Below are 22,842 nucleotides of genomic sequence, written 5' to 3'. Positions count from 1 at the left end.
TGTGCTGAGGGCCCGGAAGCGCCGAAACGGCTGCAAAAAACATGAGAAAATCATCATACTGGTTAACGCCGTCGGATTATGGCGTTTGGCCTAAATGGTTAACGCGATGAAGCGCGTTCTGGTGTTCGATTCAGGGGTTGGCGGCCTCTCGGTGTTCGATGCCATCGCGGCGTCGGGCCATACGCTCGAACTCGATTATGTCGCCGACAATGCGTGGCTGCCCTATGGGCTCAAATCGGACGCGGAATTACGGGCGCGCGTGCCGGCTTTGCTCATGCGCATGGCGGCGCAATGGGCGCCTGAGCTTGTGGTGGTGGCGTGCAACACGGCGTCCACGATCGCACTGGACGCTGTGCGGGCGGCGCTTTCCATTCCGGTGGTGGGCGTGGTGCCCCCGATCAAGCCGGCGGCTGCGCTGACGCGGACCGGCGTAATCGGCTTGTTGGCCACCCCCGCGACAGTGCGGCGCGCCTATACGAACGACCTCATCGCCCAATTCGCGCCCGACAAAAGGGTCGTGCGGTTCGGCTCCTCCGCGCTCGTGGAAGCGGCGGAGCGCAAATTACGCGGCGAGCCGGTGGGTGAAGCTGCGATCACAGAAGCGATGGACGGATTGTTTGGCGCGCCGGGTGGGGCCGAGATTGATGTCGTCGCGCTGGCGTGCACGCACTTTCCGTTGCTGGCGCAAGAGCTCGCCGCTGCGGCGCCGCGTCCGTGCGTCTGGTTGGACAGTGGCGAAGCGATTGCGCGGCGCGTGGCGAATGTCCTGATCGCTGGCCCTGGACAAGCGCGCGCGCATCGCGCGGCGTTCACGGATGCGGCGGCCGCGCGCACCGTGTTTCCCGCGTTCAGCGCGCGCGGATTTACCGCTGTAGCGGCGCTGTCCAGTGCGCCGGATTTCGACGTGCGGCTGCTTTCCGATTTTGCATCGGTCTGAAATGCGTGTCGTTTCAGCGACTGTTGCGCGACGCGCGCTGTGGACAGCCGCACGACGCATTGCGTGATCGTGTCGAGATAGTAACGATGCGCCCACAACAATGATCAGCGGGGCTGGAAAATCATGACGCACGCGTTCGGCGACACACCGCTGGGACTCACGTCGCAGATTCTGAATCTCGCTTCGGTGCTGACGCGCAAGGCCGCCCTCAAAGTGCCGCGCTACCAGCGCCCCTACACGTGGGGCGAGCGCGAGGTGCGCCAGCTGATCCAGGATTTGTGGCGCGCCTACCAGCGCCGCGCGTCGTTCTATTTCATCGGCCAGATCGTGCTGGTGAAGAACGCGGGCAAGCTTGAGATTTCCGACGGCCAGCAGCGGCTTTCGACGCTGACGATGATCATCGCCTATGTGCGCGATCGACTACCGGGGCGGGCGCGGCACTACCAAGCCCTGATCATGGATGGCGATCAGCCGCGGCTCTTCCTGCGTGAAGAAGACACCAATTTCTATCGCGGCTATGTGCAAGAGCCGGGACAAATGTCGGCGTTGGCCCAGCACGCCGAGATCGGCATCGATTCCAAGGATTTGCTGGTGGGTGCGGCGCGCACCATCGAAAGCGAGCTGGCGCGCTTGGATGATCGCGAGCTGGATGCGTTCATTTCATATGTCGCGCGTTGCTGCACGCTGAACGTGGTCGATGCGGACGAGCGGGGCTGCGCGCAAACCGTGTTCAATACGCTGAACAAGCGCGGCTCGCCATTGTCGGGCGCCGACATCATCAAGAGCGATCTGCTCGAGAATTCCAAGCTCTCTAACGCCGAAGCAGAAGCGGCGGCGCGCAAATGGGAGCAGATCGAGGACATGTTCGAGCGCGAGAATTTCGCGAGATTGCTCTATATGATGCCGTTCCTGCTGACCGGAGAGCCTTTGCTTTCGCCCGGTGATTTGGCTGCGTTCCGCTCGGCCGTGGACCGCGCCGGGGGCGTGCGTGCATTCCTGTTCGATCAGCTGCCGCGGTATGCCGAGGCGCTGCGCGCGATTTTCACCGGCTCCATCGATGTCGGCCCGTACAGCGCCGAGGTGAACCGGCGGGTAAAGATGATGAAGCAGGTCGAGGAATGGGATTGGGCGCCGGCCGCGATCGCCTTCTTGGCCGAGCATGCAAGCGAACACGAGCGCGCGCGGCGCTTCTTCCAGGCGCTCGATCGTTACGCCTTCGCCTGCGAATTGTCGGTGATCGATAACCGCGTGCAGGAGAAGCGCTACGAGCGCGCGGTGAAGGGCGTCGGCGACGACAAGCAATTGTATGGAGAGAAGGGCGCATTGGAGCTCTCACACGCGGAGCATCTGAAGTTCATCGCCACGCTGAATCGCTCGCGTAAGCGTGACCGTCAGCGGCGCCTGCTATTGTTGCGGGTCGAGGCCGCCATGCCAGGCGGCAGCGTGCTGACCATGACCGACGACGCCACCGTCGAGCACATCATGCCGCGGGGGAACACCAATTGGTGGAGCGAGCGCTTCCCGGATTCGGCGCTGCGCGGCGAGCTTTGCCATTTGCTCGGCAATTTGACGTTGCTCACCTACGAGCAAAACAAGGTCGCCGACAACAAGCCCTATCCCGAGAAAAAGCGTATCTTTTTCAATTGGCCGGGCGCGCCGATCCACGCGCTGACCAAGTCGCTGGCCAACGTGGACGAATGGACGCTCGAGGCGATCGAGCATCGTCACGAGGATCTGGTGCGCATCCTCTGCGAGGATTGGGGCTTGGTGCGCGGCGACGACTGAGCCTCGCGGGCGTGTCTTAACGCCTCGCTAACCAAACCCACCCCAGTTTTTAACCTCGCATTCATTCCTGGGGCGAGGGGCGGGTTTCATGTCGTTGCTGTACGCGGTCGTGTTCGCGAGCCGTTGCCGATCGAACCACCACCGCTTGGCGGTCGATGCGCTGCGCCATTTGCGTGCGGCGGACGCTGAAGATTGGCGCAATCTGCTGCTGCATTATCACGACGAATATCTGAAAGGCGCGAAGGCGCCGGACGATGTGTTCAAGGATTTCAAGAACCACGTGCTGCATGTGCGCGATGGCGATTGGGGCGGCGCGATCGAGGCGTGTGAGGAATGGTATCGCCGCACCGTGCGTGCGTTGGTCGCGAAGGATTGGAAGCAGGCGGCATGGTCCGCCGGCGTGATGAGCCATTATTATGTGGACCCGATCCAGCCGTTCCACACGCATCAGACAGAAGAAGAAGGCGTCATCCACCGCGCGGTCGAGTGGAGCTTCTCCAAATCGTACAAGACGTTCCAGCAAATCCTTGAGCGCGATCTGGGCGGCTATCCCGACATAGCAACGCCGAAGGGCGATGCATGGCTCGCGGACATGGTGCGCGCAGGCGCCAAGGCGTCGAACCCGCATTATGAATTGGTGATCGATCATTACGACCTTGAGAAGGGTGTAAAAGATCCGCCGGCGGGCCTCGACCAAGAGCTGAAGGATACTATCGCGAAGCTGGTGGGCCACGCGGCCGTGGGCTTCGCCCGCATTCTGGATCGCGCCTTCGAGGAAGCTGCGGTGAAGCCGCCGAAGATTGGCGGGGCGCTGCAGGCGTTCTTCCTGGCGTTGGAAACGCCGATCCAAGCGGTGCTGAAGCTGATGGACGATGCGGCGGCGCGTCGGGAGGTGGAGGCGCAGTACGAGGAATTTCGCCGCACCGGCAAAGTGCGCAACACGCTGGGCGAAGACGACAAAGTCGTGCGCGCCCTCTATGCGACAGAAGTGCTGAAGACGCCGCTATCCTCGCTTGACGCGAAATGGCCGCGCGAGATCGGCGCTAAGGCGGGCCAAGGCGCGCCCGCGCGGGGCAAAGCGAAGCCTGCGCCGAAGCCGAGACCGGCCGAAGCCAAACCCGCGGCAGAGGTGGCGAAAGGACCGACCAGGCCGAAGCCAGCGAAGGTCGCCGCCGTGGCGACGCCCGTTGAGATCGAGCGTGTGACGGCGCCTGTGGAGGAGAAAGTCGTCGCGGCCAAGCCGGCGAAGGAGGTCGTGATCCCGCGCGAGCTTCCTATTGGCGCCCCGCGGCCGAAGCAGGAGAAATCGCTGCCGCGCTTCTCGTTGAGCGGCAATGCTCCCGTTGTCCAAGCGCCGTCGATTGGCCCGAAGACGGCGAAGCGCTTGGAAGCCGTCGGTGTCAAGACGATCGCCGATCTGCTGGCGCTGCAAGCGGAAGAGGCGTCAAAGCAAATTGATGCCCGCCACATTTCCGCGCAGACCATCCGCGATTGGCAGTGCCAAGCGCTGCTGGCCTGCACCGTGCCGGGCTTGAAGTCGCGTGAAGCCCAGGCGCTGGTGGCCTGCGGCGTCAGCGATGCGGCCGAGCTTGCCGAGATGGACGCGGTCGAGCTGTGCGACGGCGTCGCGCGCTGGGGCTTGTCCGAGGAAGGTCAGCGCGCCTGGGGATCGGCGCCCGCGCCCACTGAAGATGACGTTGCGACCTGGATCGAACGGGCAAAGCGCGCGCTGCAAAATGGCGGCGCGACGGTCGCGGCCTAGATCCCGAGCAGCGTAAGCACGATCGCGGCGAACATCACCGGCATGATGAAAGCGGTGAGGCCGGAGGCGACGATCCGCGCGGTCTTCACCACGCGGTGGCCTTTGATCGGTTTGTCTTCGCGCGGCGCCAGTGCGAATTTGCACATGAAGGCAAACAAGCCGCCCACGATGGCCACGGAGCCGCCCGCGAACGCACCCGCCAAATAGGCGGCGCCGCCGGCGGCCAGGGCGATCAGTCCCAAGATGCCATGACCGGAATTCATGACGTGCTTGACCATGCGCTCGGCCCGGCCGGCGTCGAAGGTCTTGAACGCCACCGGCGAGAGCACGAACGAAAACAGCACAATCCAGCCGAGCGAGGCGCCGGCGAGGGTGATGGCGGTGGCTTGAGCGATGGCTTGCATGAGCCGCGCTTAGCATGAGTCGCCCCGCGCCGCGGTTTTGCCAGCGGAATGAACGCGGCGCGTGGCGATCGTGCTACTGCGCCGGTGCGGCTTCAGCTTCGATCGGTTGGAAGTCGCGGACGAAACGTTCCAACAGGCGCACGCCGTAACCAGCGGAGCCGGCGGGTTTCCAATCATTGGCGCCGCTCCAGGCGACCCCGGCGATATCGATGTGCGCCCACGGCGTGTCGCGGCTCACGAACTCGCCGATGAAGTGGGCGCCAGTGCCGGCGCCCGCGCCGCCTTCGCCGGAATTCTTGATGTCGGCGATGGTGGAGGCGGTGTCGCTGGCGTAGCTCGGGTCGAGCGGCAGGCGCCAGAGGCGTTCGCCCGTTGCGGCGCCAGCGGCCTCCAATTGTTCGCCCAGCGCGTCGTGACGTGTGAACAGGCCCGCGTAATCGTCGCCCAGCGCCGTGCCGACGGCGCCGGTCAGGGTGGCGACGTCGACGATGGCGGCGGCGTCAAGATTGGCCTCGGTCCAGGAGAGCGCATCGGCCAGGACGAGGCGGCCTTCCGCGTCGGTCGACATGATCTCGATCGTCATTCCGTTCATCGCCGTGAGCACATCGCCTGGACGGATTGCTGCGCCGTCCGGCATGTTCTCCGCAAGCGCCGCGATCGCGACCACATGCACTGGCGCGCGCGACCGCGCCAGCGCCAGCACGGCGCCGGTCACGCTGGCTGCGCCCGACATGTCCATGCGCATGTTCGCCATGCCGGCATTCGGTTTGATCGAGATGCCGCCGGAATCGAACGTAATGCCCTTGCCGACAAGCACGACCGGTTGCGTCGGCGCGCCTTGGCCGCGATAGCTCACGATCATCATGCGCGGCGGGCGCGCCGAGCCTTGGCCCACGCCAAGAATGGCGCCCATGCCGAGGCGGCGCATCGCCGGTACGTCGAGCACTTGGATATTCACGCCGGGCGTGCGGCCGAAGGCGGCGCGCGCGCGCGATACGAAAGTCTCCGGATAGAGCACGTTGGCGGGCTCGTTGGAGACATCGCGTGTCCACGCCATGGCTTCGATCAAGGCGCGGCCGCGCGATGCGTACGCGCGCTCAGCCTCGCCCGACGCATCGGCGACAAACGTCACTTGGCCAAGCGCGCTCGGCTCGCGCTCACGCCGGTGATAGAGATCGGAGCGATACTGGCCGAGCCCGAAACCGGTGGCGAAGTTGGCGACAGCGTCCGTGTCCAAGCCCGTTGTGACGATGGTGATGGCGGCGTCTTCGTTGAGCAGGGCGCGGCCGGCGACGGCGCCCGCGCGCTCGTAGGTGCGCGCTTCGGCGTCTGTGCCGAGGCCGACGAGTAGAATTTGCGTCCAGCCGCCAATGCCGCGCAGCGCGAGCCTGGAGCCTGCGCTGAATTCGTAGGCGGCGGCGGCGATCGCGTTGCTGACGGCGGTGCGTTCGCTGTCGTTCAAGGCGGCGCCGCGCGTGTCCAATTGGTCCGCGCTTGCGAGCGGGAGCACGAGCACGCCGGTCGTGGCGGTGGAGGCGCCTACAAAGCGGGCCGGGCGTTGCACCTGCTCGGCCGCAGGGCTGGTTTGCGCGTAGGCCGCTGGCGCAGTCAGGGTGGCGGCGGCGAGCAGGGCGGCAGCCGCCGCCGCACGAAGCGTAGTCATGGAAAATCCCCCAAGAAATCCTCACCTAACACGTAGGAGACCGGCTCGGCACAAAGCAAGGCGCAACCTCGCCAAAGGGCAGTCCGGAGCGAGCAATGGGTTTCGCTGCACCGCAGCGTGGCGCGTCTGCCGAAGGACGCGTGACGGCGGGGCCTGGGCTTGCTAGCGATGCGCCAGCAGAACAAAGGCGACCGGATGACTTACGCCGCGATAACGGGCTGGGGCAAATGCATGCCGCCGGCCACGTTGACCAACGAAGATCTCTCGAAATTTCTCGACACCAATGACGAGTGGATCACCAGCCGCACCGGCATGAAGGAGCGTCGCGTGAGCCATGTCTCCGCCACCGAGATGGCGGTGGTGGCGGCCAAACGCGCGCTCGCGTGCGCGGGCATCGAGGGCGGCGAGGTTGATCTCATCCTCTACGGCAGCTGTTCAAATGATGAGCTGGTGCCGAATTGCGCGTCCGGCGTTCAGGTGGCGATCGGCGCCACCAAAGCCGCGGCGATGGATTTGAACACGGCCTGTACGAGCTTCCTCTATAGCTTGACCGCGGCGACCGCGATGATCCGCACCGGGGTTGCGAAGACGGCGGTGGTCATCGGCGTCGAATTGATCTCGCCTTTCATGGATTGGGACAATCGCAACGTCGCGGTGCTGTTCGGCGACGGCTGTGCCGCGGTGGTGCTCCAGGCGACAGACAAGCAAGAGGGCATCCTCGGCGAAGAACTCGGCTGCTTGGCCGACGCACGTCAGACCCTGCGCGTGCGCGGCATGGGCACAGCCTACACCAATCGCGGCGTCACCTCCGGCGACACGGAATGGGATTTCGATGGCCCGGAAATTTTCAAGCGGGCCGTGCAGGGCATGGTGCAGGCCAGTCAGGCCGTCATGAAAAAGTGCGGCGTGACGCCGGACGACATCGATCTCGTGGTGCCGCACCAGGCCAATCTGCGCATCATTGACGCGGTCGTGAGCCGTAGCGGCATTCCGATGGATAAAGTGATGCTCACGGTGCAGCGCTACGGCAATATGAGCGCGGCGACGGTGCCGGTGGCGTTGGCGGAGTCGCTGGAAGAGGGGCGCATGAAGCCGGGCGCCTTGGTGCTGATGCCGGCGTTCGGCGCGGGGCTCACCGTTTGCGCGCACCTGGTGCGTTGGGGCGATCGGGTGACGCCGCTCTCACTCAGTGACGCTGATCTGCCGCCGGTGAAGAAGTCGGCGCTCGACATGGTGCAGGATATCCGCGCGCGCAAAGCCAAGGGCGCGTCGCATGCCGGTCTGAACGGCTTGACCTTCATCGAGCAAATGTAGAGCCATTCCGGCCCTTGACGCGAACACTTGCGCGTTTGCGGCGTCGCGTTAGCGTGTGGCCTCTCGACGGGAGGAGCGCACATGAAGCTGAAGGCATTCGTTGCATCGATCGCTCTGATTTGCTTGAGCAATGCGGCACACGCGGCGCCGGCGGCGAACGTTGAAGTCTGCATTACCGATTATCGCATCCAGACCAGTAATGCGCGCCACAGCGTATCGGGATTTGGGCGGCTGCGTGATGGGCGCTTGTTCGCGTATTCCATCGCCGCGACCGACATGTACGGCATCGTCGGCACGTCGAGTTCGATTACGCCGACCGTGGCCGGGCCTGGCACGGGCTACGTCGCGGGCGCGGAGCCGGAATTGGTGCGTTTCGTCGAGCGCGCGGCGGCCGAAGGTGCGTGGCTCCGCGTCAATCTGGATGCTTCGACCGGGGCGTTGCAGAAGGCGAGTTTCGTTGGGCGCGCCTATCCGGGCTCGGGGCGCTGCGCCTAGTCGCGCAACTTGGCGAGCATCACCGTGTCGCGGACGCCGATGTGCGTCTTCCAATTGCCGCGCAGCAGGCCTTCGCGCTCGAAGCCATTGCGTAGGAAAAGGTTGAGCGAAGCGTCGTTGTCGGGATCCACGTCCGCAGCGACGCGGTGGAGACCGAGTTTCTCGAAGCCATAAGCGACCACCAGATTGAGCGCTGCGGAGGCGAGGCCGCGTCCCGCCGCATCCGGGCGCATGATGACGCCAATCTCGCCCACGCCTTCGCGCAGCACGAAGAGCGCGATACGGCCGCACGCTTCGCCGCCATTTTCCGTGATCGCCCAAACCTGCGCGCCGGGAATGTCGAGCGTCTCTTTGATATAGGCGGCGGTTTCCTCAACGCTCTTGTGCGCGGGCCCCGACCAATATTTGTGCGTGGCGGCGTCGCCGTGCGCCGCGAAAAGCGCTTGCGCATCGGCGACTTCAAGCGCGCGCAAAACGACGCCGTGGCCCTCAAGACGCGGGCTCATGATGCTCCCCCGTTTACGGGGGAGCTGTCGCGCAGCGACTGAGGGGGCGAGCTGGCGCGCGTCATTGCGAGGGTTTCCCCCTCCGCTTCGCTGCGCTCAGCACCTCCCCCGTGAACGGGGGAGGAGTAAGCGTGCGGCGCGCTCATTGCGCGGCTTCTGCTTCGGCCTTCAGGCGTTCGCTGGCGCGCTGCTTCACGCTCTCGGAGCGCAGCTGGCCGCAGGCGGCGAGAATATCGCGGCCGCGTGGCGTGCGGATCGGGGACGAATAGCCGGCGCGGTTCAGTACTTCAGCGAATTTCTCGATCGTATCCCAATCCGAGCATTCGTAATTCGTGCCGGGCCACGGATTGAACGGGATCAGATTGATCTTCGCCGGCACGCCGGCGAGCAGCTTCACCAGCGCCTTCGCTTCCGGCAGAGAGTCGTTCACGCCCTTCAGCATCACGTATTCGAACGTCACGCGCTTGGCGTTGCCGAGGCTCGGATACGAGCGGATCGCGGCGAAGAGTTCTTCGAGATTGTATTTCTTGTTCAGCGGCACGAGCTGATTGCGCAGCTCATCATTCGTCGCGTGCAGCGAGATCGCCAGCATCGCGCCGGTGCGCTCACCGAGTTCCTTGATCTTCGGCGTGACACCCGCCGTCGACACCGTAATGCGGCGGCGGCCGATCGAAATGCCGTCGCCGTCCGAGATCGTGTCGATCGCTTCAGCAACATTGTCCAAATTGTAGAGCGGCTCGCCCATGCCCATGAACACGATGTTCGTGAGCTGGCGGTCGCCGTCATTCAGTGGGCGTTCCTGCGTCGGCCATTCGCCGAGCGCATCGCGCGCGATCATCACTTGCGTGACGATTTCGGCGGCGGTCAGATTGCGCACCAGCTTTTGCGTGCCGGTGTGGCAGAAGGTGCAATTCAGTGTGCAGCCGACTTGGGAGCTGACGCACAGCGCGCCCGCCTTGCCGACGCCCGGAATGAATACGGCTTCCGCTTCCGTGCCCGGGCCCAAGCGGATTAGCCATTTGCGTGTGCCGTCGGTGCTGATCTGCTGCGTGACGATTTCGGGGCGTGCGAGCGTGTAACGCTCCGCGAGCGTCGCGCGTAGCTCCTTAGCCACGTTTGTCATCGCCGCGAAATCGGTGACGCCGTAATGGTAAATCCAGCGCCAAAGCTGCTCGGCGCGCATGCGCGCCTTCTTCGGTTCGACGCCAATGGCGACGAGCTTTTCAGCCAAAGCCGGCTTGGAAAGCCCGGCGAGAGAGGGGAGAGCGGCGCTCATGAGGCGGGTTATGGGGGCGGACTTTGCCTACCGCAAGGCGTCAACGCTTGAGTTTCAGCACTTCCGTCATCTCCGGCGGTGGGCCGCCGGGCATGATCGGGCGCGCCGGGTAGCCGCCGTGCGCGAGCAGGCGGTCGTACATGACGAGCGCGCCGGCAAGGCCGACGTTGAGGCAGAATTTGGTTGGGATCTGCACCACATGCGCGCAGCGCTTGAGCAATTCCGGCGACAGCGAGCCGCGTTCTTGGCCCAACACATAAGCCGCCGCTTGCGGATGCTGAAAACGCGGCAGTTCCACTGCGTCATCCGTCAACTCAACGCCAACCAACGCACAGCCCTTCGGCAGCCGCATCGCCTCGAGATTGTCCCACGGATAATAGGGCATGTGATCGAAGCTGCGTGAGGTGTCGCTATTGTACGCCTCACGCACCTTCGGATGCGCGTCGATCGTAAAGAAGAAGCTCGCGCCAAACGCATGCGCCGTACGCATGAGTGCGCCGACATTCATGGGCTTTGAAATGTTCTCGGCGCCGATGCCAAAATAGCCGCGCATCACCAGGGCCTGAACCACCAATCGCCGGCGCGGCGCGCGCAGCTTTCGTACGGGCCGTCATGAATGCCGATGAGCGAGGTGTCGCCGCCAGCCTCGGTGTAGGTGACCGCACCGTTGGAATACACGCCCTCGCCGATCCGCGGCAGCCGATGTGTTTCGCCGGCGGCGTAGACTTCGGCCGCGCCTGCGGCGAAGCGTAAGCTGAATTCCTTGTCATTGGCGCAGCGCCAATTGAGGCGCTCGCCTTCGCTCAAATTCTGCGCGCTTTGGCAGGCGGCGAGCGTCAGCAGCGCGGCGCCGAGCAGGATCATTTTACGCATGTGGAGCTTCTCTCCGTTAGCCGCGACGGCAATTCGTGTAGGGGCCGCCGGCGGCGCCGTTCAGCGTGGCCCCGCCCTGATGTTCCCAATATTCGACACTGCCATTCGAATAGCGCGCCCCGGAGCCGGATTGCGCGGTGGGCAGATTGTAGAGCTGGCCGCCCGCGAACACTTCCGCCGAATTGCCATCGAAACGCACCGAGAAGGCCGCGCCGCCAGTGCAGCGCCAATCGGTGCGCGGGCCGCCCGCGCCGCCGCTGCTGGCGCACGCCGCGAGTGCAAGCAAAGCAACGCCTAGAACAAGCTTCTTCATGGCAGCGCCCCTCATTGAAAGGTTTTCACTTCACGCAGCCCGCGCGAATTGGCGAGGCCGCGTTTCATGCCTTGGCTGGCGAATGGCGAGGTCACATTGCCCGCCGCGTCCACAGCGATCAATCCGCCATAACCGCCCAGGCCGCGTACGTCTTCGATCACGGCAGCGGCGGCGCTTTCCAGCGTTTGGCCAGCATAGGCGATGCGTGCGGACACATCGGCGGCCGCGTTCACACGCATGAAATATTCGCCGAGCCCGGTGCAGGAGACGGCGGCGCGTTGGTCAGCCCAGCAGCCGGCGCCGATGATGGGCGTATCGCCGACGCGGCCGGGCATCTTGCCGTGCAAGCCGCCCGTCGAGGTCGCGGCGGCGAGCTTGCCGCTGGTGTCGAGCGCCACCGCGCCAATGGTGCCTGACCCAGATTCCGGGCCGGGGAGGCCGCTTGCGGCGGGCACGTAATAGGTCTTCGGATCATCCACGCGCTCGAAGCCTTGCTCGGCGGCGAAGCGCGAGGCGCCCTCACCAACCAGTAGGACGTGCGGGGTGTTTTCCATGACGCCCCGCGCCACACGCACCGGCGATATGAAGCCCCGTAAGGCCGCGACAGCGCCGGCCATGCGCGTCGCGCCGTCCATCACGGAGGCGTCCAGTTCCACCACGCCGGCCGCATTCGGCGCCGCCCCCTTGCCGGCGACATGCAAGCCGCTCGCTTCCAAAGCGCCGGCCATCGCCACGACCACATCAAGCGCGCTCATGCCTTTGGCGAGCATGGCAGCACCCCGGTCGAGCAGGGCGGCCATGTGTTCTTCTTCTTGTTGGTAGGCGCGCGCGGCGATCGCGCCTGCGCCGCCATGCAACGCGATAGCCCAGGTTCCTGTCATGGCCGCTCTATAGCCTGCTTTGGCTGACGTTGCGCTATGGCCGTTCTGCGGGCAGCTGGGTTTTTCCCCTCAGATGCCCCTCGCGCCAGCCGACATACAGCGCGACCAGGGTGGCGGTCGGAATGAAGGAATCGGCTTGGTCGGTGAAATCGACCAGCTCCCACAAATTCACCAGCCCCGCCGGCCCCCACATCGCGAACAGCACGACCGTTCCGACCCCTTCGGTGACGGACCCAAAGATCGGAATTCGCCCCAACGTCAGATCGAAAATGTCGATCAGGACGGAGAACGCCAAACGGAGGAAGTAGCCACGCCGCGTCATTTCGCTAGTTTGGACCGGCGGCGTCGAGCCGGCTACAAGAAACGGCATTCGCGAACGCGGTCCGAGGGAGAGAAGATGAAAGCGTTGATCAGCACCAAGGTGGGCCCGCCCGAAAGCCTTGAGCTCGCCGAGCTGCCCGACCCGGTGGCGGGCGAGGGTGAAGTGGTGCTCGCGGTCAAGGCGGCGGGCGTGAACTTCCCTGACGCGCTCATCATCGAAGATAAATACCAGTTCAAGCCTGAGCGCCCGTTTTCGCCCGGCGGAGAAGTCGCCGGCGTGATCGAGAGCATCGGCCCTGGCGTCACGCATCTGAAGGTCGGCCAGCGCGTCATCGGCTCGACCGGTTGGGGCGGTTATGCCGAGAAGATCAAGCTGCCCGCGGCACGCATCATGCCGATCCCGGACACGATGCCGTTCGACGAAGCCAGCGCCTTCATCCTCACCTACGGCACGTCCTATTACGCGCTGAAGGATCGCGGCGCGTTGAAGGCCGGCGAGACCATGCTCGTGCTCGGCGCCGCAGGCGGTGTCGGCATCGCGGCCATTGAACTCGGAAAGGCAATGGGCGCGCGTGTGATCGCGGCCGTGTCGACGGAAGAGAAGGCCGCTTTCGCTAAGGCGGCCGGTGCTGATGATGCGGTGATCTATCCGGCATCGGGCATGTCGAAGCAGCAAAGCAAGGATCTTGCCGAGGCTTTCAAGAAGGCCTGCGGCGGCGGCGCGGATGTGGTGTATGACGCGGTCGGCGGCGATTATTGCGAGCCGGCGCTGCGCGCGATGAATTGGAATAGCCGCTATCTCGTGATCGGCTTCCCGGCCGGAATCCCGACGCCGCCGCTCAATCTCACGCTGCTGAAGAGTTCGTCCATCGTCGGCGTGTTCTGGGGCGCGAGCGTGGCGCGCGAGCCGAAGCTGCACGAAAGCAATGTGCGCGATCTTTTCAAGCTGCACGCCGAAGGCAAGATCAAGCCGCGTATCTCGGCGCGTTATCCCTTGGCCGAAGGCGGCAAGGCGATCCGCGCGCTGATGGACCGCACCGCGACCGGCAAGCTCGTGGTGATGATGGAATGAGTGCCGGCGCGGCCATCGTGGCGGCTTGGCTGGTGTGGCTCGTCACATGGGTCATGGCCGCGGGATGGAGCGCGCGCACCGCGTCGCATCACGATCTCGGCGCTGAAAGCCCGAGTCGCGTTCTGACCTTGGCGGCGCTCGTGATGATGATCGCCTCCTATTATCCCGTCGGCTTTGCGGTGCTTTGGGTAACGCCGCCGCCGCTGGCGTGGATCACATTCGCGCTTGTCGTGGCGGGCCTGCTGTTCACATGGATGGCGCGACTGCATCTGGGACCGCTCTGGTCGAGCACATCGGCGCCGACAGAAGCGCATCGTATCGTTGACACCGGACCGTACGGGATCGTGCGTCACCCGGTGTATGCGGGTTTGTTGCTCGCGGCGGCGGCGACGGCGCTGGAGCGCGGGCGGCTGGAGGCGGTCGCAGGCGTGCTGGTGCTGATCGCGGGCGTGTCGCTACGCGCCAAGCTTGAGGAGCGCTTCCTGCGTCGCGATCTGGGTGACGAGGCGTACACAGCGTACCGCCGCCGCGTGCCGATGCTGTTGCCGCTCACAAAAATTGCATGGTCCGCATCCGAACGCTGAAGCAGCGGCGGATAGCGAGTGAGCGGGTTGCCATGAGGGCGCTCGCCGCCTAGGTCGAACGCGAAATTTTCGGAGAATGTGATGCAGCGACGCGGTGTTCTTGCTGGGCTGGTGATGGCGGTGTCGATGCTGGCGGCGTGCGCGAGCACATCGGTGGCGCCCCAGACGCCCGTTTTCGCATCAGAGCGCATCAGCGTGACGACCCAGGGTCGCGGTCGTGATGTGATCTTCATCCCAGGGCTCAGCTCTTCACGCGAGGTTTGGGATACGACGGTCGCCGCACTGGGCGACGGCTATCGTGTGCATCTGGTGCAACTCAATGGCTTTGCTGGCGCGCCAGTCGGAGCAAACGGCGAGGGTCCGGTTGCGGCGCCGGTCGCAGAGGAGATTGCGCGTTATATCCGCGAAACGGACCTGGAGCGCCCGGCGGTGATTGGCCATTCGATGGGCGGCACGATGGGCATGATGCTTACGGCGCGCCATCCCGACCTCGTGGGCAAGTTGATGGTCGTGGACATGTTTCCCTTCATGGGCGCGATGTTCGGCGGGCCGAATGCGACGGCGGAGAGCCTAGCGCCGGTGGCGAACCAAATTCGCACGGTGATGGCCGCGTCGCCGCAAGGCGCGGTGTCCGAACAGACGATACAGACCATCAACTCGATGGTGCGCACTGAGGCCGAGCGCCCACGCATTATCGAACATGCGCGGCTGAGCAATGTGGCGACGGTCGCGAACGCCTACCATGAATTGATCGTCACCGATTTGCGGCCTGAGCTCGGCGCCATCACGCAGCCGATGACGGTGCTGTTCGTGATCCCGCCACAAATGCCGATCACGCCTGAACAATATGAGGGCTTCATGCGCGCCTCCTATGCGGGCGTGCCGCAAGCGCGGATCGTGAAGGTCGACGAGGCCTATCACTTCATCATGATCGACGAATTCGATCGCTTCATGGATGAAGTGCGCACATTTCTGGCGGAGTGAAGTCTAGATGTGACGCGCGAGCAGCAACACGCCGATGATGATGAGGATTTGCGCTGCGGCGTAAGTCCACCAGACCACCGGCGCGGTTATGCGCCGCGCCGGTGAGTCCGGCGGCAGACGGAAGAGTTCTGCCGCCAATACGAAGTCGCTGACCAGGAAGCTCAACGCGCCGACCATCGCCGGCCAGCCGGTCCATGGCAGCCACATGGCGGCGACGCCCATCAGCGTGATGGCGATGGCGTAGGGCACAACGCCTAGCGCCATCCAGCCGAGCTTCGGCGCCATCCAAATCAGAAATCCGAATGCGGCGACGATGACGGCGCCCATGGCGATGTAGCGCGGCAACAGCGGGGCGTTATCGCCTGAGAAGAACCAGACCGCGCCGAAGATCAACACATAGAGCAATTGCGCCACAAGGAAGGAGAGGATGCCGAAGGGCAGCAGCCACTTCTTGTCGAACGCGAGGAAGAAATCGCCGAACGCCGAGGCGACGGCGGCGAGGATCAGGGGGGCGGGCGCTCCGGCCGCAATCAGCGCGCCAGCGAAAGCAGTCATGAACAGCGTTTTGACGAGAGCGCGGACCCAGTTGCGCGGCCGGCTGAGATAATGAGCGCCATAGGCGATGGCCGCGGCCGCGCCGAGGGCGGCGAAGGTCCAAGAGAGAAGCCCGAATTCCACAGCCATCAAATGGCCCTTCGATTCCATCGCCGTTCAGCTAGGGCGATGTTACATGGGATTGAGGGTAGGGGGGAAATGATGGCGTCTCCACTTTGGCGTTTGAAAATGCTGACCGCGGCCTCTATCGCCGCGCTATTGGCAGCGTGCGCAACGCCGCCGCCGACGCCCGAAGAGCTGGAGGCGCAGGCCTGGGCGCTGGCGCAACGTCAGGACACGCCATTCGCTTACGAGCAATATTTGCGCACCTATGGCGCTTCGCCGAACGCCGAAGGTGCGCGGGTGCGAGTCGCGATGCTGATGACGCAGGAGCGTGAGGCTTGGGCGCGCGCCGCGCAGATCGACACCGAAGCGGCGTATGAGAATTACCTGTCGCTCTACGCGTGGGGCCCGGACGCGGGCCGGGCCGAGGCCCGCCGGGCGGCGCTCGCCGCGCCGCGTTTGGCGGCGGAGGAACGCGCGGCGTGGGCCGAGGCCGCACGGATTGACCGCATCGAGGCGTATGAAGGCTTCCTCAACGCCTGGCCCCACGGCGCTAACGCCGCGGAGGCGCAAGCTCGGCTTGAGTACCTCTGGGCTACGGATGAGGGCGCCTGGATCCGCGCGCGGCGGCTCAATTCACCTGGCGGCTATGCTGATTTCCTGCGCGCTTACCCGCGCTCAAGCTTTGCGATCGAGGCGCGCCGGGCGCTCGATCATTTCCGTTTCCTGGACGATTCCGCGTGGGATAGCGCGCGCCGCCGTGACACCATCCGCGAATACGAAGGTTACCTGCGAGACTATCCGGACGGGTACCATCGCTACGATGCAGAGCAGCGCATTTTTCATCTGCGAGCCGAGGATCGCAATGCATGGGATCGCGCCACCCGCCGGGATTCGATCGACGCGTACGAATTCTATCTAAGCACGCAGCGGGACGGTCGTTATCGCGACGATGCGCGCCGGCGCATCCGCCAATTGCAGGAAGCGCAGAATAATCCGCCTCCGCAATCACCGCCGCCGCCACCACCGCCACCACCGCCGCCGCCGCCGCCGCCGCACCACGGCGATCCGTCGTCCCCACCGCGTTCGCCGCCGGTGGTTCCACCTGCGCCGCCATCACCGCCTGTGCCGCCACCGCCCCCCGTATCGCAACCGCCGGCGCCAGGCGAGACGCCGGCCGATCGCAACGAAGACCGCCGTCGTGGGCGTCATTCGGAGCAGCAGCGCGACGACTAGAGAACGAATCGCGGCGAACGCGGGCGCGCGCAAGCCGCTGCGTTCGCCGATTGGGTTTTCGCGCAACACCCGCGCTGCGGCTCTGCGTCGCGAGCGGCCAAAAGCCCGGTAAATCAGCTTTTTTGCATTGCGACTCAGACGGGGCCATGCCAGGGAATCCGCGTAAGCGTGCAAAAAGCCCGAAAAATAGGGGTTTTTGACACATCAGTGGAGAAGCGTAGTCACGCTCCATCAAGATTTGAGTGTCATCACTCGGGGCGTCGTCGGTGAGAAGTGGTCCCCAGAACCGCGCATTATCGGCGATTTCGTTGAGTTTAACGCACGACAACCTTTTCAGAGAGGAATGGACATGGCGAAGAAAGTTGTGAAGAAGGCCGCGAAGAAGGCGCCTGCGAAGAAGGCCCCGGCCAAGAAGGCGAAGAAGGCGGCGGCGCCGGCGCCGAAGGCCGTGAAGGTGACGGCGACGGCGGGCAAGACGGTCACCGCGTCGGCCCTGCTGCAAACGGTCGCTGACCATCTCGGCATCAAGAAGTCGGAAGCCAAGGCGATGACCGAAGGCTATCTCGACGTGGTGAAGGCCTACGTCATGAAGGGCGCCAAGGTGAAAATCGGCGACATCGGCATGATCATGATCCGCGCCCGCAAGGCCCGCATGGGCCGCAACCCGCAAACGGGTGAGCCGGTGAAGATTAAGGCGTCGAAGAAGCTGGCGTTCCGCCAGTCGGCCGTGATGAAGGCCGCTGTCGCCCGCTAAGGGCGGCGCGCACGACGCAGAGTGAAATAACCCTTTCTGGGTTGTCGAGACGGCCGGCGCGCTACGAAGCGCCGGCCGTTTTCGTGTGCATCCGGTCTCGGTGCGCTTTGCATCTCTAGGGCAGGAGAGACCTCATGCGGGTGCTTTTGATCTTGGGCGCACTGCTGGCTTCAGCCTGCGCGAGTTCCGGCGGCGGCCTGACCTCAGCGCCCGCATGCGCGGTGTCAGCAGCGGACCGCGCTTGGATTGATCGGGCGCTGACGGCTTGGCGGCACAGCGCCAATGGCATTGACGGCTTGCGTGACGTGCGTCCGTTCGAGGCGGTGTTCTTTGACGACGATTGCGTGCTGACGAGCCCGGATGCGTTCAGCGCGGCCAGTGTCGCCGAGGTGAATTGGACCGCAACGCCGCACCTGGGTGAAGTGAGGCTGCCCAACGATGATGCGATGCCGGCAGGCGTCACCTCGTTCGCGAGCGCCGATGAAACACATGCCTTTTTCGTCATGTCGACGCCGAGCGTGTGGCGGGCGGGCGGCGTGCGCAACGATGGTCTTGGCTTAGAGACAATGATGGTTGCCGTCCTGCTGCACGAAGGTGCGCATGTTGCGCAAATGAACACTTACGGCGCGCGGATGGGCGAATTGGCGACGGCCAATAATCTCGGCGATGATTTCAACGATGACAGCATTCAGCTTCGCTTTGGCGAGAACGCCGAATTCGCCGCGTCAGTGGCGCACGAAACGGAGCTCTTGTTTCAAGCCGCGACCGCACCGGACGATTCGACGGCGCGCATGTTGGCGAGGCAGGCGCGGGAATTGATGCGCGCGCGTCAAGCGCGCTGGTTTGTTGGTGGTGACGCGGCGTTGGCGGAGGCCGAGGACATTTGGCTGACATTCGAAGGCTCTGGCCAATGGATTGGCTATCATTGGCTCATGAGTGCGCAGGGCGCTGGTGTCGCGCGCGAGGTGGCGATGCCCCACTTCGCGCGTCGGAGCCGTTGGTGGTCGCAGAATGAAGGGCTGGCTTTGGCGTTGGCTCTCGACCGCATCGAAGGGTCGGCCTGGCGGGCGCAGGCGTTTGGCGCGGGCGCTGAGAATTTGCCGGCCATGCTGGATCGCGCGCTCGCGGACTAGCGCAGGGCGATAATGTCCGCGGGCGTTTCGAACATAAAATCCGGGCTGTTTGCGGCCAGGATCCCCGCCGAGGCGTAGCCCCAGCGCACGGCGCCGCAAGCGATGCGGGCTTTGCGTGCGGCTTCTATGTCGCGCGTCTCGTCGCCGATGGCGATGGCTTCCGCCGCGGAGACGCCAGTTTGTCTGAGGACTTGCCGGAATTTCGCGGCCTTGCCGAACATAGCCGCGTTGCAGGCAAAGGCGTGAATGAGAGTGGCGTACTCGGGGCCGAGCGCGCGGCGGATCGTGCTCTCCGTGTTGGAGCTGACGATCGCGAGTGTGGCGCCGGAGGCGTGCAGGGCGCGCAGCATCGGCGCCACGCCTTCAAATAACGGCGGCGGCTCCGCTTCGTCCGCAAGGCGGCGGACATAAGCGGCGAGTTGCGGCAATTGCCACCAGCGAACGCCGACCTCGCGCATAATGGTGCGGTTGTCCCTCTCGCGTAGCGCTTCGATCTCGTCGCGGTCGAACTGGCGCAAGCCGAAGCGTTGAGCCGCCTTGTTGAACGCCTCGATCATCCACGGACCGCTATCGGCCAGTGTGCCGTCGAAATCGAAAATGAAGAGCCGAAATCGCATAGGACGTTGGTGCCTAGCAGACGGAAGGTCCGCGTGCAGCGCAAATTTGCGCCACTGGTTTTAGCGTGCGCGCTGCGGTTCTAATCCACGGCCGGTTTGTTGGCCGCCATTTGCGCGATGATGACGCCGATGACCATGATCGCAAGGCCGCTGGCGCGCATCACATCGATTGGCTTATGCGGTGCGCCGAACAGGCCGAAATGGTCGATCAGGGCGGAGGAGGCGATCTGGCCGGCGACGACCAGCATCACGGCGTTGCCGACGCCGAAGCGCGGCGCCAAGAACGTGATCGAGAGCAAATAGAACGCCATGCCGAAACCGGCGACGAGTTGCAGAGCGCTTGCTTGCTTCAGCATACGCCAATCGAACGCGGCGCCGCCGGTGGCGAAGGTAAACGCCGCCACCATCGCAAACGCGCCGCCGACAACAATCAGCGCCGCGATCTGCGGGTTGTCGAACGTCCGCCCCATTGCGCCGCTGAGCGCCGCCATGATCGGGATCAGCACGCCCGCGACGATCGAAAGTGCGGCGTAGAAGGCGAGCGTTTGCGTATTCATGCGGAGCAATAGTCCTTGAGCAGCGTCGCGAACGCGTGCGGCGCGTCGATCACGTGTTTTTGCCAATCTTGGCATGATGCATCGTCCGCGCCGTCCGTGACGTATTTCACGCACGCGAACGCCACGCCATCAAGCGCGCAGACCTTGGCGTAGGCGTAGGCTTCCATGTCGACAAGCCCGCACGGAATGGGCGACGGCGCTTGCAGGAATGAATCGCCGGTGCCGCATGTGGCGCGCGGCAGATGCGGAAAACGGCGTGGTGTTTCGAGCGTCGCCGGCATGGCTTCAAACGGTGTGGCGCCAAGCGCAAAGCCCAGCCCTGTTACATCCATATCGCGCTGCACGAAGCGATCTGCTTCCACCAGCGCGCCACGCGCGAAGTCATGACTGCCCGCGGAGCCGAGATTGAGCACGTAAGGATAAGTCTCGCCGCGTGCCTTTGCCTCGGTGATCGCCTTGGTCAGCCCATGGGCGGCGTTGACTTTGCCGAGCCCTGTATAGAGGACTGCAAAGCCCGCAGCTTCAATCAAACCCTCGCTCTCGCCCGGCAGCGCCATGACGATGAGCGGCCGTGGCCGGGTCACGGCGCTTTGGCGTTGCGCGCGGTGACGCTCTCGCCGCCGACGCCCCAATTGTCCGTCTCGACCTCTTCGATGATCACGAATGTGGTGGCGGGGTTCTTGTTGAGCACGCGCTGCAAAAGCTCCGTGGCGCCCTTGATCAGCTCGGCCTTTTGCTCAGCCGTCGCGCCAGTCTTGGTGATCTTGATGTTGACGTAGGGCATGTCGTCCTCAGGAATGGCCAGCGATCGGGTGCGGAACGTAGAATTCTTCGAGTCGGGCGATTTCCTCTGCGCCCAGCGCGATGTCGAGCGCGGCGATGGAATCATTCAATTGTTCGAGCTTGGTGGCGCCGACGATCGGCGCGGTGATTCCCGGCTTGGCCAGCAGCCATGCCAGTGCGATTTGCCCGCGAGGCACGCCGCGCTCAGCCGCGATTTCGCCGACCCGCTCAATCACTTGGCGGTCGCTCTCTTCGGTCTTGCGATAGAGGAACGAGCCAAAGCGATCGGTTTCGCTGCGTTCCGTCTTTTCGCCATAAGGCCGCGCCAAGCGGCCGCGCGCCAGCGGTGACCACGGAATGACGCCGATGCCTTGATCGCGGCAGAGCGGCAGCATTTCGCGCTCTTCTTCGCGATAGAGCAGATTCATGTGGTTCTGCATCGAGACGAAGCGCGTCCAGCCGTTGGCGCTTTGCAGCGCGAGCGCCTGCATAAATTGCCAAGCGAACATGGACGAGGCGCCGATATAGCGCGCCTTGCCCGCCTTCACGACGTCATGCAGCGCTTCCAGTGTTTCCTCGATCGGCGTTTCGGGATCGAGCCGATGGATTTGGTAGAGGTCTATGTAATCCGTGCCAAGGCGGCGTAGGCTGTGATCGATCTCAGTGAGGATGGCTTTGCGCGACAGGCCTTTGCCGTTCGGATCGCCGGGGCGCATTTCGCCGTGCACTTTCGTCGCGATCACGATCTCTTCGCGCTTGGCGTATTTGGCGATCGCGCGGCCGAGGAATTCCTCGCTGGTGCCGAACGAATAGACGTTGGCGGTGTCGAAGAAATTGATTCCGGCTTCGATGGCGCGCTTGAAGAAGGGCTGCGAGGCCTCCTCGTTGAGCGCCCAAGGATGCGCGCCGCCCGCGCCATTAGCGTAGGCCATCGTGCCGAGGCAGATGCGCGAGACCTTAAGGCCAGAGCGGCCGAGATTGACGTATTTCATGCCGTCAGCTCCACGAACACATCTTCCAAATCCGGCTCTTCAATCGAGAGGTCCTTGATCGTCACGCCCGCGGCGCGGATGCGATCGAGCAATTCTTCGACGGTATGTTCGCTTGTCTTGTAGGTGAGCGTGAAAGCGCCCGTCGGCTTCAGCGCGAAAGTGAGATCCTCGAAACCTTTGAGCGGCGGCGTCAGCGGCGCCTGCGGCGTGACCACCAAGGTCTTCTGATCCAACCGCGAGATCAGCTTGTGCGTCGGCTCGCAGGCGATGACATTGCCGTGGTTGATGATGGCGATCGTATCGCAGAGCTCTTGCGCCTCTTCGAGATAGTGCGTGGTCAGCACAATCGTCACGCCCGCCGCGTGCAGTGAGCGCACATAATCCCAAAGCTGGCGGCGCAGATCGACATCGACGCCAGCGGTCGGCTCATCGAGTACGAGCACGGGCGGGGAGTGCACCATGGCTTTGGCGACGAGCAGGCGCCGCTTCATGCCGCCCGAGAGCGTCCGTGCGTAGGCGTCGCGTTTGTCCCAGAGGCCGACGGCTTTCAGAATCTCTTCCGTCCGCCGCTCGCTCTTCGGCACGCCATAATAGCCGGCCTGAATCTCCAGCGCCTCGGCGGGGGAGAAGAACGGGTCCATGTTCAGTTCTTGCGGCACGATGCCGATGGCGCCGCGCGCGTTCATCGGATCGGCTTCGATATCGTGGCCCCAGATCGAGGCCGTGCCGCCCGACTTCTTCACCAGTCCGCCAAGGATGTTGATGAAGGTGGATTTGCCGGCCCCGTTGGGGCCGAGCAGGCCAAAGAACGAGCCGCGCGGGATGGCCAGATCGACGGCCTTCAGTGCGTGCGTGGGTTTGCCCTTGCCCTGGGCGGGGTAGGTCTTGTCGAGGCCGCGCGCTTCGATGGCGTAATCGGGCGGCGAAGTGGGGGCGAGCATGG

Annotated in this window: 27 protein-coding genes; 11 read left to right on the top strand and 16 right to left on the bottom strand. The window is 64.3% G+C overall.

The window, feature by feature from the left end; all coding sequences use genetic code 11:
• Positions 1-106: 106 nt before the first annotated feature.
• The 3 genes from murI to VF769_RS13395 all read left to right on the top strand — a co-directional run bounded on the left by murI (position 107) and on the right by VF769_RS13395 (position 4,484).
• The gene (gene murI, locus VF769_RS13405) at positions 107-937 is read left to right on the top strand and encodes a glutamate racemase (RefSeq protein ID WP_331008925.1); all 831 of its coding nucleotides are present in this window, start codon (positions 107-109) and stop codon (positions 935-937) included.
• A gap of 123 nt (positions 938-1,060) precedes the next feature.
• Entirely contained in the window at positions 1,061-2,722 is a 1,662-nt protein-coding gene (locus tag VF769_RS13400) for a DUF262 domain-containing HNH endonuclease family protein (protein ID WP_331008924.1), read from the top strand.
• 88 nt (positions 2,723-2,810) lie between these two features.
• Positions 2,811-4,484 (top strand): DUF4332 domain-containing protein, encoded by a 1,674-nt coding sequence (locus VF769_RS13395; protein ID WP_331008923.1) that lies wholly within the window; start codon positions 2,811-2,813, stop codon positions 4,482-4,484.
• On the opposite strand, the gene VF769_RS13390 is transcribed toward VF769_RS13395, so the two are convergent.
• Both VF769_RS13390 and VF769_RS13385 read right to left on the bottom strand, forming a co-directional pair.
• Complete coding sequence (locus VF769_RS13390; RefSeq protein ID WP_331008922.1) at positions 4,481-4,888, bottom strand: hypothetical protein; 408 nt, start codon at positions 4,886-4,888, stop codon at positions 4,481-4,483. The genes VF769_RS13395 and VF769_RS13390 overlap by 4 nt on opposite strands.
• 73 nt (positions 4,889-4,961) lie before the next feature.
• On the bottom strand, positions 4,962-6,551 hold the full coding sequence (locus VF769_RS13385; protein ID WP_331008921.1) for a leucyl aminopeptidase: 1,590 nt from the start codon (positions 6,549-6,551) through the stop codon (positions 4,962-4,964).
• A 195-nt stretch (positions 6,552-6,746) separates the two neighbouring features.
• Between VF769_RS13385 and VF769_RS13380 the strand changes: the two genes are divergently transcribed.
• Both VF769_RS13380 and VF769_RS13375 read left to right on the top strand, forming a co-directional pair.
• Positions 6,747-7,865, top strand: a complete 1,119-nt coding sequence (locus VF769_RS13380) for a ketoacyl-ACP synthase III (protein ID WP_331008920.1) — start codon at positions 6,747-6,749, stop codon at positions 7,863-7,865.
• An 81-nt stretch (positions 7,866-7,946) separates the two neighbouring features.
• Entirely contained in the window at positions 7,947-8,360 is a 414-nt protein-coding gene (locus VF769_RS13375) for a hypothetical protein (protein ID WP_331008919.1), read from the top strand.
• Here the strand turns inward: VF769_RS13375 and VF769_RS13370 are convergent.
• The 7 genes from VF769_RS13370 to VF769_RS13340 all read right to left on the bottom strand — a co-directional run bounded on the left by VF769_RS13370 (position 8,357) and on the right by VF769_RS13340 (position 12,531).
• The gene (locus VF769_RS13370; RefSeq protein WP_331008918.1) at positions 8,357-8,866 is read right to left on the bottom strand and encodes a GNAT family protein; all 510 of its coding nucleotides are present in this window, start codon (positions 8,864-8,866) and stop codon (positions 8,357-8,359) included. The genes VF769_RS13375 and VF769_RS13370 overlap by 4 nt on opposite strands.
• 142 nt (positions 8,867-9,008) lie before the next feature.
• Positions 9,009-10,142, bottom strand: a complete 1,134-nt coding sequence (rlmN, locus tag VF769_RS13365; RefSeq protein WP_331008917.1) for a 23S rRNA (adenine(2503)-C(2))-methyltransferase RlmN — start codon at positions 10,140-10,142, stop codon at positions 9,009-9,011.
• 40 nt (positions 10,143-10,182) lie between these two features.
• The gene (locus VF769_RS13360) at positions 10,183-10,695 is read right to left on the bottom strand and encodes an RNA methyltransferase (protein WP_331008916.1); all 513 of its coding nucleotides are present in this window, start codon (positions 10,693-10,695) and stop codon (positions 10,183-10,185) included.
• Positions 10,695-11,015: a hypothetical protein gene (locus VF769_RS13355; RefSeq protein WP_331008915.1), complete on the bottom strand. Its 321-nt coding sequence runs from the start codon at positions 11,013-11,015 to the stop codon at positions 10,695-10,697. Before VF769_RS13355 ends, VF769_RS13360 begins: the two co-directional genes overlap by 1 nt.
• A gap of 16 nt (positions 11,016-11,031) precedes the next feature.
• Positions 11,032-11,328 carry an MliC family protein gene (locus VF769_RS13350; protein WP_331008914.1) on the bottom strand — a complete coding sequence of 99 codons (297 nt, stop codon included), beginning with the start codon at positions 11,326-11,328 and terminating at the stop codon, positions 11,032-11,034.
• 11 nt (positions 11,329-11,339) lie between these two features.
• On the bottom strand, positions 11,340-12,209 hold the full coding sequence (locus tag VF769_RS13345) for an isoaspartyl peptidase/L-asparaginase (protein ID WP_331008913.1): 870 nt from the start codon (positions 12,207-12,209) through the stop codon (positions 11,340-11,342).
• A 34-nt stretch (positions 12,210-12,243) separates the two neighbouring features.
• On the bottom strand, positions 12,244-12,531 hold the full coding sequence (locus tag VF769_RS13340) for a hypothetical protein (protein WP_331008912.1): 288 nt from the start codon (positions 12,529-12,531) through the stop codon (positions 12,244-12,246).
• 75 nt (positions 12,532-12,606) lie between these two features.
• Here VF769_RS13340 and VF769_RS13335 point away from each other — a divergent pair, with 75 nt between their 5' ends.
• The 3 genes from VF769_RS13335 to VF769_RS13325 all read left to right on the top strand — a co-directional run bounded on the left by VF769_RS13335 (position 12,607) and on the right by VF769_RS13325 (position 15,170).
• Entirely contained in the window at positions 12,607-13,602 is a 996-nt protein-coding gene (locus VF769_RS13335) for an NADPH:quinone oxidoreductase family protein (RefSeq protein ID WP_331008911.1), read from the top strand.
• Positions 13,599-14,186, top strand: coding sequence for an isoprenylcysteine carboxylmethyltransferase family protein (locus tag VF769_RS13330; RefSeq protein WP_331008910.1), 588 nt, complete (start codon positions 13,599-13,601; stop codon positions 14,184-14,186). The genes VF769_RS13335 and VF769_RS13330 overlap by 4 nt, the downstream gene beginning before the upstream one ends.
• Positions 14,187-14,267: 81 nt before the next feature.
• Complete coding sequence (locus VF769_RS13325; RefSeq protein ID WP_331008909.1) at positions 14,268-15,170, top strand: alpha/beta hydrolase; 903 nt, start codon at positions 14,268-14,270, stop codon at positions 15,168-15,170.
• Positions 15,171-15,173: 3 nt separating this feature from the next.
• On the opposite strand, the gene VF769_RS13320 is transcribed toward VF769_RS13325, so the two are convergent.
• Positions 15,174-15,854 (bottom strand): lysoplasmalogenase, encoded by a 681-nt coding sequence (locus VF769_RS13320; protein ID WP_331008908.1) that lies wholly within the window; start codon positions 15,852-15,854, stop codon positions 15,174-15,176.
• 72 nt (positions 15,855-15,926) lie between these two features.
• On the opposite strand from VF769_RS13320, the gene VF769_RS13315 reads away from it, so the two are divergent.
• The 3 genes from VF769_RS13315 (at position 15,927) to VF769_RS13305 (ending at position 18,950) form a co-directional block, all read left to right on the top strand.
• Positions 15,927-17,063: a hypothetical protein gene (locus VF769_RS13315; protein WP_331008907.1), complete on the top strand. Its 1,137-nt coding sequence runs from the start codon at positions 15,927-15,929 to the stop codon at positions 17,061-17,063.
• Positions 17,064-17,412: 349 nt separating this feature from the next.
• A complete protein-coding gene (locus VF769_RS13310) occupies positions 17,413-17,817 on the top strand; it encodes an HU family DNA-binding protein (RefSeq protein ID WP_331008906.1) in 405 nt (134 codons plus the stop codon).
• A 134-nt stretch (positions 17,818-17,951) separates the two neighbouring features.
• Complete coding sequence (locus tag VF769_RS13305) at positions 17,952-18,950, top strand: hypothetical protein (RefSeq protein ID WP_331008905.1); 999 nt, start codon at positions 17,952-17,954, stop codon at positions 18,948-18,950.
• On the opposite strand, the gene VF769_RS13300 is transcribed toward VF769_RS13305, so the two are convergent.
• The 6 genes from VF769_RS13300 to VF769_RS13275 all read right to left on the bottom strand — a co-directional run bounded on the left by VF769_RS13300 (position 18,947) and on the right by VF769_RS13275 (position 22,840).
• Positions 18,947-19,567: an HAD hydrolase-like protein gene (locus tag VF769_RS13300; protein WP_331008904.1), complete on the bottom strand. Its 621-nt coding sequence runs from the start codon at positions 19,565-19,567 to the stop codon at positions 18,947-18,949. The two genes, VF769_RS13305 and VF769_RS13300, sit on opposite strands and share 4 nt — an antisense overlap.
• 80 nt (positions 19,568-19,647) lie before the next feature.
• Complete coding sequence (locus VF769_RS13295; RefSeq protein ID WP_331008903.1) at positions 19,648-20,124, bottom strand: DMT family transporter; 477 nt, start codon at positions 20,122-20,124, stop codon at positions 19,648-19,650.
• The gene (locus VF769_RS13290; RefSeq protein ID WP_331008902.1) at positions 20,121-20,708 is read right to left on the bottom strand and encodes a 5'-nucleosidase; all 588 of its coding nucleotides are present in this window, start codon (positions 20,706-20,708) and stop codon (positions 20,121-20,123) included. The genes VF769_RS13295 and VF769_RS13290 overlap by 4 nt, the downstream gene beginning before the upstream one ends.
• A complete protein-coding gene (locus tag VF769_RS13285) occupies positions 20,705-20,908 on the bottom strand; it encodes a 4-oxalocrotonate tautomerase family protein (protein ID WP_331008901.1) in 204 nt (67 codons plus the stop codon). The genes VF769_RS13290 and VF769_RS13285 overlap by 4 nt, the downstream gene beginning before the upstream one ends.
• A gap of 7 nt (positions 20,909-20,915) precedes the next feature.
• Entirely contained in the window at positions 20,916-21,899 is a 984-nt protein-coding gene (locus VF769_RS13280) for an aldo/keto reductase (protein WP_331008900.1), read from the bottom strand.
• A complete protein-coding gene (locus VF769_RS13275; RefSeq protein WP_331008899.1) occupies positions 21,896-22,840 on the bottom strand; it encodes an ABC transporter ATP-binding protein in 945 nt (314 codons plus the stop codon). Before VF769_RS13275 ends, VF769_RS13280 begins: the two co-directional genes overlap by 4 nt.
• Positions 22,841-22,842 lie beyond the last annotated feature (2 nt).

Origin of the sequence: Vitreimonas sp., assembly GCF_036392335.1 — a bacterium.
GTDB lineage: Bacteria > Pseudomonadota > Alphaproteobacteria > Caulobacterales > Aquidulcibacteraceae > Vitreimonas.
This window is presented reverse-complemented; position numbering and strand designations above follow the sequence as displayed.